The organism is Flavobacterium seoulense, assembly GCF_000695795.1.
Classification (GTDB): domain Bacteria; phylum Bacteroidota; class Bacteroidia; order Flavobacteriales; family Flavobacteriaceae; genus Flavobacterium; species Flavobacterium seoulense.
Genome location: NZ_JNCA01000003.1, coordinates 16,628 through 28,409, shown reverse-complemented (window position 1 = coordinate 28,409; position 11,782 = coordinate 16,628). Strand labels below are relative to the sequence as shown.

Genomic DNA, 11,782 nt, shown 5'->3' with positions numbered 1-11,782 from the left:
TCAAAAGAAAAAAAAAGATCCTTTGGAATTATTCTTTGTGAATCTGCATGAAATTTTTACTCAATCGTCATCGACTTTAATTTGCTTCTGTAAGCTTCCAAAGCTTCCGATTTTGAGATAAAACCAAAGTATTTTTCGTCTTTGATAACGGGTAGAAAAGTTCTTTTAGTTTGTTCGAATTTATTCATTACAACTTCCATGCTATGAAATGGATAGATAAAATCGGATGGAGCGGTCATAATATCTTTAACTAAAGTATACTTTACTCTGTATTTGTTGAAAATAATTTCGCGAATATCATTAAAATGAATTACACCTAAAAGATGCTGTTCCTTATCGACTACTGCAAAAACTGACTGGCTGGAATGTGAAATTAAATCGACTAATTTTTCAAGATTTTCCTCAGGTGAAAGAGTTAAAAAATCAGTATGGATAATAGAGTTGGTGTTCAATGTCGAAAGCACATTGGTGTCTTTATTATTGGTGAAAACATGACCTTTTTGAGCGAGATTTTTAACATCCATCGAATGTTTTTCAAAGCGTTTAGAAATCGCAAAACTAATAGAAGCAACAATCATAAGTGGAACCATCAGGCTGTAACCGCCTGTGATTTCGGCAATAAGGAAAATGGCGGTTAAAGGAGCGTGAAATAAACCACTCAAAATTCCGGCCATTCCTACCATGGTAAAATTACTTACCGGTAAATGAGACAGTCCAATAAAATTGATGAATTTTGAAAAAACAAATCCAACATAAGATCCTACAAATAGAGAAGGAGCAAAATTTCCTCCGTTTCCTCCTGAACCTAAAGTGATTGAAGTAGCAAAAACTTTAAGCATCATAGTAGCAGCTACAAAAAGAAGTAAAACCCAGCGGTTATTTTTAAAACTTTCAAACAAGGTGTTTTCAAGAATTTCTTCAGGATGGCTTTCGGCTAAGATTTTGATACTTTCATATCCTTCCCCAAAAAGTTTTGGAAAAATAAAAATTAATACTGCCAGAATAGAAGCACCGAAGAGTGCTTTTTTGTAAGGAGTTAATTTAAGTCTGTGAAAAAAATGTTCTGTCCTTTGGAAATTTCGGGTGTAATAAATAGAAATAAAACCAGTTAAAACCCCAAGCAGCACGTAAAACGGAATATTATGATAATTAAAAAGCTGTTGTTGCTTGAAATTTAATAAAACCGTTTCGTCTAGGGTTATGGCTGATACAATAGCACCTGTAGCGGCAGAAATCATAATAGGAGTGAAAGCTGATATACTTACATCAACCAGTAAAAATTCTATAGCAAATAAAACTCCGGCAATAGGAGCGTTAAACGCAGCTCCAATTCCGGCAGAAACGCCACAACCTATTAGCAACGTTCGGTCTTTATAGCTTAGCTTGTATTTTTGAGCATAATTAGAACCAAAAGCCGCTCCTGTAACCACAATAGGACTTTCTAAACCCGCAGAACCTCCTAAACCTACCGTTAAGGAACTGGTGATAATATGAGCATACATTTGTTTCTCAGGAATGATACTGGCTTTTTTAGCAACAGCATACAAAATTTGAGAAGTTCCTTTTTCAATAGTGCCTCCCAAAACTTTTTTGATTACAAAAACGGTAAGTAAAAGTCCTGCTATAGGCAGAATACTATTGATGAAGCTCAGTTTTAGAATTCCATTAATGTAAGTAGCAAATTGAAAAACCCAGTGGGCGAATGATTTTAAAACAATTACAGCAAATGCAGCACTTATACCAACTAAAACACTGGATAGAAAAATAAATTGTTTCCCAGTCAAAATGGATTGTGCCCATACTATAATCGTGTCTAACTTAGAAATATATTTTTTGAACATTTTGCTATTTTAAAGGGTCAAAATTACTACTATTTTAAGCAAAAGATAAATTTTTAAGGGCTTCTTTTCGGCTTAAAGGCTTTAAGTTATTAACTAAAACAAAATTTTTCACGGCTTCCGGATTTGTTTTTGCATATTCGCGTAAAGCCCATCCAATTGCCTTTTGAATAAAAAATTCTGTAGACGATTGATGTTGAATAGAAAGTGCTTTTAATAATTCAAAATCGGTTTGTTTTTTATAGCCTAATTGAAACAAAATGGCACTTCGGTTGAGCCACAGATTATCCGAATTTGAAAAATTCTCTATGGTATTTTCTATTTCCAATGGATGTACTAATAAATATTCGCCTAAAATATATTTCGAAATGGTATCTACGCTGTCCCACCAGGAATTTGTAATAATGAGTTTTTCAATAAGTTTGATATCCTCCTTTTTATATTTTCCTTTGAGTTCCTTTATTAGAATTTCGATAGCGCAATAATGTAGTTCTCTTTGTTCTTTTTTATAAAGTTCTAAAACAATTGCTCTTGTATTTTCTGCAACTTCTTGTTGGTTTTGTTTCCAAATCATTTTAAAAAGCAATCTTCTTTCAGTTGTTTTTATGCCGTAAAAAGGAAATTTGTTTTTCATGTATTTAGACATAGCAAAAGCATTTTCCGCATTGCTGTTTTCTTGAAAAGCAGTTTCTAATTGTTTTATAAATGCCATTTTAAAGTGTTTTTAGTTTTGATAAACAATAAACCTGAATGGCTTCAAAAAAAATAGTGAATTCCTTTTCGAATTGAGGATAATATTCTTTTAATTCTTCTGAAGCAAAACGCATATTCGAATTATTATTTGTACGGCGATCCATCTGAGTCAAAATTTGATGAATTCCTTCAATAGTTTGATAACTCAATAACCAATTTTGTTTTTCCATATACGGAAGCATTCCTTTGGCTTTTTCGCTAAGTAAATCATGATGAGTATGCATGGATTGGTAAAAACGAGCAACATAGTCTCCGAGATTTTCATTCGAATAATTGTTCCAGTTTTTAGCCAGAAAATGATCGTAAAAAATATCTACAATTACACCGGCATAATGATGATAACGTTCGTGTAATCGTTTAGTACTGTCTCTAAAAACGGGATGAGCATCTGTAAAAGTATCAATGGCCCGATGTAGCAGAATTCCTTTTTGAATTTCGTCAGGAAAATTTTCAAATTGTTTTCCGCGAATGCCATCGGCCATAAAATTGCCAATTTTTATAAAATCATTGTCTCCGGAAAGATAGATGTGGGCTAAAAAGTTCATAGTTTAAAAATAGGGCTAAAATTTTTAACTACAAACAAAAAAGCGGAATGTTAACGTATTCCGTTTTTAAAATATTATTTTGATGATTATCTGTTGAAATTAGAATTAAATACAATTTCAACTTCATCTAGTTTTTCTTTATTAAGCGGTTTACTAATGTAATCTTTTACAATAAAATTATTATTGGCACGATCTAAATCGTTTGGATTCACAGACGATGTTAGCATTACAATACAACAAGTATTCTGGATAATGACCGGAAGCTTTGATATTTCTTCCAAAAAATCAAACCCCGACATAATAGGCATATTAATGTCCAGAAAAATAATTTGAGGAATATTTTCAGGAATGTGTAAATTTTCATGAAGATATTCAAGGGCTTTTGTAGCCATATCAAATTCAATTACACGCTTTGCAAAATTATATTTTTCTACGATTGTTCCGCAAATATAGCGGTCTATCTGGTTATCATCAACTGATAAAACAAGATCGTAGGGTCTGAATTGATTATTTGACATACTATAAAATTTTGAAAATCTATTTTAGTTATTGTTGGGTAATTTTACCAGAAAAGTGGTTCCTTCATTTTTTTTAGATGTTAATGATATGGAACCTTTTAGAACATCGACAGTTTCTTTTACGATATACAAGCCTAGTCCGGAACCTTTAGATTGGTCTGAAACGCGATAGAACATTTCGAAAATTTGATGGTAATTTTCCTGTTCAATCCCAATACCGTTGTCTTCTATCGAAATTTCAGCATCTTTAGAATTTATTTTGACTTTAATTTTCACATACGGATTTTCATTTTCTATTTTTTGGTAGCGAATGGCATTAGAAATTAAATTATTTAAAACCATTTGCACCCGATATTTATCAGAAATAAAAACGTCATTTCCTTCAGTTAAAATTTGAATATCAACAGCTCTGGTACCGTTCATATATGCCATTTGCTGATTTAATCCATTTAATAATTCATCAAAATTAATCATTTGAAGCTTGATTTCCTGACGGGAATTACGGCTGTAATTATGAATATCAGTAATAAAAGTATCTAATTTATCAGCACTTTCACGAAGCATAACCATGTGTTTTTTTGTTATTTCTTCATCGGTCATCATATCTGTAATATCTATGATTCCTTTCATTGAAAGTAATGGTGCTCTAAGATCATGAGAAACACTGTATGCAAATTTGTCGAGCTCAAGATTTGTTTTACGTAACAGGTTATTTTGTTCTTCGTTTTTTTGCAGTTTTCCTAAAGTGTAATTTTGTTGTATGTGCTTGTTAGCATATTCTTTTATATGATGCGCCCATAATCCGCAAAGGAAAAAAATAACTATTGCCAGTAATATGTGAATTAAAAAGGTTTGCAAATCCATATAATCCAGTTGCGAAAAAAAGATATCATCATTCCCCAGATATTGTAAATAACCAAATATAGCATGGTGAAGTACTACAATTATTGCAATAGGGATTTGAAGACGCCAGTTTTGATAAGTAATTAATATAGCACTGCCAATGAATGCAAAGAAATGCATTTCAAACATTCCGTGCATTTGGTAAATAAATTGTGCCATGAAAATACCTAATACAGCACTCAGGACGTATTGGTATAAATTAGATTTAGGAAGTAAAGTTTTAGTAACATAATAAGCAGACAATAGTGGTAAACTTATTATTAATGCTACTTTCCAGGTGTCATATACCATTGCTAAAAGCAAACCAATAACGAAAAAGGCAATTAAAAAATAATTGATAAATTGATCTGATTTCGTCTTAACATCTGCTTCAAATCCTTCTATATAAGCTAGATCAGCTTTTTCCGGAGTGGTAATATTTTCCATTAATTATTCTTTTTTACAAATTTTTGAAGATGGTAACGAACATCCGTAGGCAACATGTGCCTGATTGTTAAACTTAGGATTAGTGTTTTTATTTAATAAAGAATCAATAGCCATTTTTGCATAATCACTTTTTGTATCAGTGCAATAGCGACTTTTGTTATAATTTCCTTTAAAATAAATTTGCTGTTTTTGATCTAAAATTACGGCTTGGGGGGTAGAAATTACGCCGCATTTATCTGCTAAAGAGCTGTCAAAAGTAATAGGTAAATCTAAATCGAACTTCTCTTTTATGTCATCAGATGTATATTTTCTTTTTTGACATAAAACTACAATTCCAAAATCCATTTGATTATCATATTTTTTTACTAAAGATTTAAAATGTTTCATATTAAATCGTGAACAAGGACAATCTGGATTAAAAAAATGAATTAATATAGGCTTACCAACTTTTTGTTTAATATCATCATTGAGTGCTATAAATGTCCCATTAGGAACTTCTTTAAAAGTTTTAGGAACAGGTGTAGGCTGGCTGTATAAATACTCAGTACTCCAAAATGTCCAACCAACAATAGCAATTACTCCTGTTAACCATATCGTAATAAAATAGATACGTAATTTTTTAGTCATAATCACATTGTTTTTTATTTTAATCGGCAAAGATATTCTTTATTAGAAATTGACAAACTAAAAAACTATTAAATAAACTAATAAAAATAATAGTATTTTTCTTTGTAATGTTTATGATGCAAATTTTATTTTCAAATTGCTATATTTGGAAACAAAAAAAATCAGAATAATACTTTAAAAGAAATAGAATAAAAATGACATTAATAAAATCAATATCAGGAATTAGAGGAACTATTGGAGGGAAAGTAGGTGATAATCTTACTCCGGTTGATGCTGTAAAATTTGCTTCGGCTTATGGAACCTGGTTAAAAAACAGTCAGGATTCAGTTGTAAAAGAAACAAAACTAAAAGTAGTTGTAGGTCGTGATGCTCGTATTTCGGGACCAATGATTCATAATTTGGTTGTAAATACATTAATAGGTTTAGGAATTGATGTTATTGATTTAGGACTATCAACTACACCTACAGTTGAAGTTGCTGTTCCGTTAGAAAAAGCTAATGGTGGAATTATTTTAACAGCTTCTCACAATCCAAAACAATGGAATGCTTTGAAATTGCTTAACGAAAAAGGAGAGTTTTTAAATGGAGTAGAAGGCGAAAAAATTCTTCAAATTGCCGAAGCTGAAGCTTTTGAGTTTTCAGATGTAGATAGTTTAGGTGAAATTATCGAAAACGATGCTTACATGGATATTCATATTGATGAAGTATTGAATTTACCTTTAGTAGATGTTGATGCAGTTAAAGCTGCTAAATTTAAAGTGGTTGTTGATGGAGTGAATTCTTCAGGAGGTGTGATTATCCCGAAATTATTAGAACAAATGGGGGTTGAAGTTGTAAAATTATACTGCGAACCTAACGGCCATTTTCCTCATAACCCGGAACCTTTAAAAGAACATTTGACAGATATTTGCGAACTGGTTGTAAAAGAAAAAGCGCATTTAGGAGTGGTTGTTGATCCGGATGTAGACCGTTTGGCTTTTATTAGCGATGACGGAGAAATGTTTGGTGAAGAATATACATTGGTAGCTGTGGCTGATTATGTGCTGAGCAAAACATCAGGAAATACCGTTTCTAATATGTCATCTTCCCGTGCATTACGCGATGTGACAAATTCTCATAATGGAAGTTATGAAGCCAGTGCAGTAGGTGAGGTGAATGTAGTAGAATTGATGAAAAAGAACAATGCCATTATTGGTGGTGAAGGAAATGGCGGAATCATTTATCCTGAGTCTCATTATGGTCGTGATAGTCTGGTAGGAGTGGCTTTGTTCCTGACACATTTGGCAAACAAAAAGATTAGTGTTGCTGAATTGCGAGCTTCTTATCCGGAATATTATATGAGCAAAAATAAAATCGAATTGACTCCTCAAATTGATGTGGATGCGATTTTAGTTGCTATGACTGAAAAGTATAAAAACGAAGATATTACGACTATTGATGGAGTAAAGATTGATTTTGCTAACGAATGGGTACATTTAAGAAAATCAAATACAGAACCGATTATTCGTATTTATACCGAAGCGCCTTCGCAAGCACAAGCAGATGCTTTGGCATTACGTATTATAGATGAAATTAAAGCAGTTGCCGGAATTTAATTTTTCTAATAAAAAAATGGAAGCCCTTTCAAAATCAAATTTGAAAGGGCTTTTTTATTTAATCCCATTTATTGGTTGTCGAAGCGGCAAATTTTCCTCCTCCTGTAAAGAATAGAGCCAAACCACCAAAAATATACAAGCCTAATAATTCTAACTTCCAGCCACCATGTTCGCTTAATTCAAACAATTCTGAACTGTGTGCTAAAAATAGCGCAAACAAAGCTCCAAAAACGTATACTGCCGAAGCTAATCTTGTCCTGAATCCGATAAGGATTAATATAGGAGCTAAAACTTCTGTGATGTAAACTCCATACGAAAGAAAAGCGGGTAATCCTTTTTCAGTCAACATACCTCCAATTCCTGCAGTATGACCAAATTTTGCAATTCCGTGTAATAGCATTAATCCTCCTATTGGAAGACGAAGAATCAAAAGACCTAAATTGATGTTGTTATTCATAATTTTAATTTAGTATTAATAAAAAATATGATTCAAATATATTCAATATTTATAAAAAAAATAATAAGCTTTTTAAAAGTTGACTCTAAAACTTACATTCGGTGTAAAAGCTAGGGATCGGTTGCTTACTTCGATTGCTTTTTCGGTATTATCTGGATCTACTTTGTAATAGCGGTTGATGTAGTTTTTCTTATTGCTTAGGTTAATAACACCAGCGCGGAGACTTGCTTTTAATTTTGGAGTAAAATTAAAATTATAGCTAAATGAAGTATCAATACGCAGAAAATCATTTAAGTTCTGACTATTTGGAGCATCATAATTGACAAAGGTTCTATTACCATTTTGAACGGTTTCATCTCCTTCGATAGGTTTAGTATAGGGTAAGCCATTGTGCCAAATTCCTCCAACAGAAATCTTTAAATTCCTCACGATTTCATAATTAAAACCAAGGGTAACGGAATGGCGAATATCTACATTGTTAGGGAAAGTTGATGGCGTGAAACTCTCGAATTCATAATTATTATTGCTAAAAGTATAGCTTAACCACGTACTGTATTTCGTAGTGGTTTTGTTAATTAAAAATTCAATTCCAGTATCAGTATAACTTCCATTTGCATTTAGGTTTTGAAAATTATTGTAAAATCCCTGGTTGGAAGCTGTGATTCCATCTACAATTTTATAAAATCCTGTTACTTCAGCATTCCAGTTATTCTTTTGAAATTCAAGTCCAAGAGAAGCCTGCTTGCTCTTAGCAATTGGAATGTCTTTATTGTTGACGACTTGCCAGCGTCTTTTTTCGACACCCAGAAAATCATCTTCAAAATCGATAATTTGGGTGGTGGTTTGGTTTTTAAATTCGCCTTCAATTTTTAATGCTAATTGATTCGAAAATTCCTGCCTGAAATTAATTCTTGGCTCGAATAATACTTTTTCAAATTTTTGAAAATAATTCACACGCATTCCTATTCTTAGATAGGTTTTGTTTTTGTTGTATTCTGTTTCGGCAAATGCCGCATGATTTAATAAAACATCTTTTTTAGTACTGGAAAAAAACGGCGAACTTACTCTGGTCTGGTTAAGCATTCCTGTTTCGGTGAATTGATAGCCAGCTAAAAGTTTCATATTTTGATTAACATCGTAATATAAATTTAATTTAGTTCCGGTTTCTAAAACTTCATTGGCTTCTGTTAAAAGCTGATCTGTTGCTACACGATAATCAGTTGCATCAATATTATATCTTGAAAAATAAGTGCTTAATTGACTACTGAATTTATTAGTCCATTGTGCTTTCCAGTTACCACCATAACCTATGTTTTTTTGCGAAAGCGAACTTGCTTTAGATTGGTTTTGGTCACTATTATTGGTTTCAGCATAATTCAAAGCATTTGTAATCCCAATGAGATTCGCTCTAAACTGATGTTTGTCATTCAAATCAAATAAGATTTTAGCAGTGTAATCATAAAAATTGAAATCAGAATCAGTATTAGTTTCTAAATTATCTAATTTAATTTCCGAGTCCTGAAAACTTTTTTTGTAATATTTGGTATAAGTTGGCGTGTTGACAAAATCAGTAATCGAATGTCGAACAGAAAGATCTATTTCTAGATTTTTAGCTAATGGAATTTCGATATAAGCATCAGCGCTAATCAGGTTGATTCCGCCGCCAGCCGCAAGTTTATTTCTGATTTCGTTATTGGTACTCATATTTACCGTACTCGAAACACCATCGCTATATTCGGCACTTGTTCCATTTTTAGTAACCACAACTTTGTTAGTCAAATTAGGATTGTAAGCCGAAATTAATCCAAAAAAATGCCCTGAATGATACATTTTAATATTGTCCCAAAGCATTAAATTTTGATCGTTTGTTCCGCCGCGCACGTTGATATTTGCAATACTTTCGTTACTACTTTCCACACCTGGAAGCGTTTGAATGGACTGAAGAATATCGGGTTCAGTTAATCCGGGTAAAATGCCAAATTTTTTCGTGTTTAAAACCGTACTTCCGTCTATCGATTTTTGTAATCCAGAAGTTAAAAATACAGGAATTAATACCTGATTTAGTTCTTCTTTGGTAGGTTTTAGAAAGATATTTTTACAGTTTTGATCTCCCGAAAATAATTCTTTTACCAGGATTTCTTTGGTTTCATAACCCAAATACGAAATTATAACCGTGGCATCAATAGAAACATTCGTTAAATTAAAATTGCCATTACTTGAAGCAATAGTTTTTTCGAAGCTGTTTTTTATTCGAATAGAAGCGCTGGAAAGTATCGCTTTCGAATTTTCATCTAAAACTACTCCGCAAACAGCAACGTTTTTATTTAATTTAGAAATGGTGATGTAGCGTTCATTTAAGGCTTTAAAATCAAGCGGTACTTTTGAGTTCAAATATGCAATTGTTTCCTGAAGATTTAGTTCTTTAGCTGACTTTTCGATGCTAATTGTTGCAATATCTTCAACAGCATAGGAAAATTTGATATTGAATTGTTTTTCAATACTTTTAATAATAGTACTTAAAGGAATTTTAGTAGTATTTTGTTGTGCCTGACTATAATTTCCAATGACTATTAGCAAATAAATAATCCATTTATTGAGCTGCATATTTGTAGAATATTACGTTTTCTCCTTTGATACTATAACTCAGTTGTAACGGAATTGTAACGGCTTCTAAAGCTATTTTTTGATCAGTATGTGTAAAACTTCCTGTAAAAAGCTTAGATGTATCGATTTCTTTTGTTTCTATTTTAATATCGTATTGGCGTTCTAATTCGGCAATAACCTGATGTAAAGGAACACGGGTAAAACTGGATTCTTTTTGTAACCACGATGGATGTTGAGCATCAAAATCTTCTACGTTTTCGATTTGTTTATTGATTACCCTAAAGGTTTTTCCGGGTGGTAATTTTACTGTTTTTCCGTTATAGGTTACACTTACTAATCCTTCATAACAGCTTACTTCATAGAAATTATTGCGCTGTTTCACGTCAAAATGCGTTCCTAAAACTTGTACCACACCATCTGTAGTAGTTACACTAAAAGTTTTTCCTTTTTGCACCTGAAAATAAGCTTCTCCTTCAAGTGTTAAATCTCTTTTTTTGTTCCAATTTTTTTCATTGAAAACAACCTTAGAGGAAGCATTCAATATCACTTCAGAATTGTCCGGAAGCTGGAACGTTGTAGTTTGTGCAATTCCGGTTTCAAAAGATTGATTAGTATTGTAAAATAAGAAATAAGCCGACGTTAATGCAATCAGGAAAACAGCCGCTATTTTATAAAAAGCACTAAAGTTTAAGTTTCTTACTTTAGGTGATTTTTTAGTTAGTTTTCTGTTTTTTAAAGCAGCCAAAGCTTGTTGCGCATCTACTTTTGGAGTTGCTAAATGCGAGGCGTAATGAGCAATTTTTTCGATGCTCTTAAAATCTTTAGATTGTTTTAAATCTTCGATTTCGGGAGTCGAAAGTTCGCCATCAAGCCATTTTACTATTTCTTTTTCCTTTTCCATGATTTCTCGCTATAGGGATAAGACAACTGAACGGTTTTTTACCCTACCTTTCAGTTAATTAGATGTTTTCGATTTGTTCTTTTAAGATTTTTAAAGCTCCCGACATTCTTTTTTCGACTGCTTTTTGAGTAATACCTAATATTTCGGCAATTTCTCTGTATTTTTTTCCGTCAATTCGGTTCATTAAAAAAACTTCTCTTTGGGCTTCGCTCAATGATGCTATGGCATTTTGGAGTTTAATTTTAAATTCTTCTTCTTCTAAAATATATTCGGGACTTTGATTTGTCTGGTCGTGATAAGGCGTTTCTTTGGCGAAAGCCATTACCACTTTTTGATGCTTAATCGTATTAAGAAATAAATTATTTACTGTGGTAAACAAATAGGTTTTAACCTTAGAGAAATCAATTTGAGAACAATTTTCCCAGATTTTAGCAAAAGCTTCCTGAACAAGATCTAAAGCGGCATCGCTATCGCCTGATTTGTAATAGGCAAAATTAGTAGCCGATTGCACATTGTTTATGTAAAACTCGCTAAAATGAGATTCTTCGCAAAGATTTTTATTTTTCTCACTCATTACTGTTTTAGTGTTGGTTAGGGTTTTTGTAAAATTAGATT

At 32.2% G+C, this 11,782-nt stretch carries 11 protein-coding genes; 1 reads left to right on the top strand and 10 read right to left on the bottom strand.

Features of this window, described 5'->3' with window-relative positions; all coding sequences use genetic code 11:
- Window positions 1–56: 56 nt before the first annotated feature.
- From FEM21_RS02050 to FEM21_RS02025, 6 genes are all read right to left on the bottom strand, one after another.
- Entirely contained in the window at window positions 57–1,841 is a 1,785-nt protein-coding gene (locus FEM21_RS02050; protein WP_035657199.1) for a chloride channel protein, read from the bottom strand.
- A 34-nt stretch (window positions 1,842–1,875) separates the two neighbouring features.
- Window positions 1,876–2,550, bottom strand: coding sequence for a DNA alkylation repair protein (locus tag FEM21_RS02045; protein ID WP_035657197.1), 675 nt, complete (start codon window positions 2,548–2,550; stop codon window positions 1,876–1,878).
- A gap of 1 nt (window position 2,551) precedes the next feature.
- Window positions 2,552–3,136 carry an acyl carrier protein phosphodiesterase gene (locus FEM21_RS02040; RefSeq protein WP_035657194.1) on the bottom strand — a complete coding sequence of 195 codons (585 nt, stop codon included), beginning with the start codon at window positions 3,134–3,136 and terminating at the stop codon, window positions 2,552–2,554.
- 86 nt (window positions 3,137–3,222) lie between these two features.
- Window positions 3,223–3,654, bottom strand: coding sequence for a response regulator (locus FEM21_RS02035; protein WP_035657192.1), 432 nt, complete (start codon window positions 3,652–3,654; stop codon window positions 3,223–3,225).
- Window positions 3,655–3,678: 24 nt separating this feature from the next.
- The gene (locus FEM21_RS02030) at window positions 3,679–4,983 is read right to left on the bottom strand and encodes a sensor histidine kinase (RefSeq protein WP_035657190.1); all 1,305 of its coding nucleotides are present in this window, start codon (window positions 4,981–4,983) and stop codon (window positions 3,679–3,681) included.
- A 3-nt stretch (window positions 4,984–4,986) separates the two neighbouring features.
- Complete coding sequence (locus FEM21_RS02025) at window positions 4,987–5,610, bottom strand: TlpA family protein disulfide reductase (RefSeq protein ID WP_035657188.1); 624 nt, start codon at window positions 5,608–5,610, stop codon at window positions 4,987–4,989.
- Window positions 5,611–5,804: 194 nt separating this feature from the next.
- Here FEM21_RS02025 and glmM point away from each other — a divergent pair, with 194 nt between their 5' ends.
- Window positions 5,805–7,205 carry a phosphoglucosamine mutase gene (gene glmM / locus FEM21_RS02020; RefSeq protein ID WP_035657186.1) on the top strand — a complete coding sequence of 467 codons (1,401 nt, stop codon included), beginning with the start codon at window positions 5,805–5,807 and terminating at the stop codon, window positions 7,203–7,205.
- A 58-nt stretch (window positions 7,206–7,263) separates the two neighbouring features.
- On the opposite strand, the gene FEM21_RS02015 is transcribed toward glmM, so the two are convergent.
- The 4 genes from FEM21_RS02015 to FEM21_RS02000 form a co-directional block, all read right to left on the bottom strand.
- Window positions 7,264–7,662: a DoxX family protein gene (locus FEM21_RS02015; RefSeq protein WP_035657184.1), complete on the bottom strand. Its 399-nt coding sequence runs from the start codon at window positions 7,660–7,662 to the stop codon at window positions 7,264–7,266.
- 72 nt (window positions 7,663–7,734) lie between these two features.
- Complete coding sequence (locus FEM21_RS02010) at window positions 7,735–10,266, bottom strand: TonB-dependent receptor (RefSeq protein ID WP_035657182.1); 2,532 nt, start codon at window positions 10,264–10,266, stop codon at window positions 7,735–7,737.
- The gene (locus FEM21_RS02005; RefSeq protein ID WP_035657180.1) at window positions 10,253–11,167 is read right to left on the bottom strand and encodes a FecR family protein; all 915 of its coding nucleotides are present in this window, start codon (window positions 11,165–11,167) and stop codon (window positions 10,253–10,255) included. The genes FEM21_RS02010 and FEM21_RS02005 overlap by 14 nt, the downstream gene beginning before the upstream one ends.
- 58 nt (window positions 11,168–11,225) lie before the next feature.
- A complete protein-coding gene (locus tag FEM21_RS02000; protein ID WP_035657179.1) occupies window positions 11,226–11,741 on the bottom strand; it encodes an RNA polymerase sigma factor in 516 nt (171 codons plus the stop codon).
- Window positions 11,742–11,782 lie beyond the last annotated feature (41 nt).

Excerpts from the sequence above, each read along its gene's own strand:
- FEM21_RS02045 (WP_035657197.1), bottom strand. The coding sequence starts at position 2,550 with ATGGCATTTATAAAACAATTAGAAACTGCTTTTCAAGAAAACAGCAAT.
- FEM21_RS02010 (WP_035657182.1), bottom strand. The coding sequence starts at position 10,266 with ATGCAGCTCAATAAATGGATTATTTATTTGCTAATAGTCATTGGAAAT.
- FEM21_RS02015 (WP_035657184.1), bottom strand. The coding sequence starts at position 7,662 with ATGAATAACAACATCAATTTAGGTCTTTTGATTCTTCGTCTTCCAATA.
- FEM21_RS02025 (WP_035657188.1), bottom strand. The coding sequence starts at position 5,610 with ATGACTAAAAAATTACGTATCTATTTTATTACGATATGGTTAACAGGA.
- FEM21_RS02050 (WP_035657199.1), bottom strand. The coding sequence starts at position 1,841 with ATGTTCAAAAAATATATTTCTAAGTTAGACACGATTATAGTATGGGCA.
- FEM21_RS02040 (WP_035657194.1), bottom strand. The coding sequence starts at position 3,136 with ATGAACTTTTTAGCCCACATCTATCTTTCCGGAGACAATGATTTTATA.
- FEM21_RS02000 (WP_035657179.1), bottom strand. The coding sequence starts at position 11,741 with ATGAGTGAGAAAAATAAAAATCTTTGCGAAGAATCTCATTTTAGCGAG.
- FEM21_RS02005 (WP_035657180.1), bottom strand. The coding sequence starts at position 11,167 with ATGGAAAAGGAAAAAGAAATAGTAAAATGGCTTGATGGCGAACTTTCG.
- FEM21_RS02035 (WP_035657192.1), bottom strand. The coding sequence starts at position 3,654 with ATGTCAAATAATCAATTCAGACCCTACGATCTTGTTTTATCAGTTGAT.
- glmM (WP_035657186.1), top strand. The coding sequence starts at position 5,805 with ATGACATTAATAAAATCAATATCAGGAATTAGAGGAACTATTGGAGGG.
- FEM21_RS02030 (WP_035657190.1), bottom strand. The coding sequence starts at position 4,983 with ATGGAAAATATTACCACTCCGGAAAAAGCTGATCTAGCTTATATAGAA.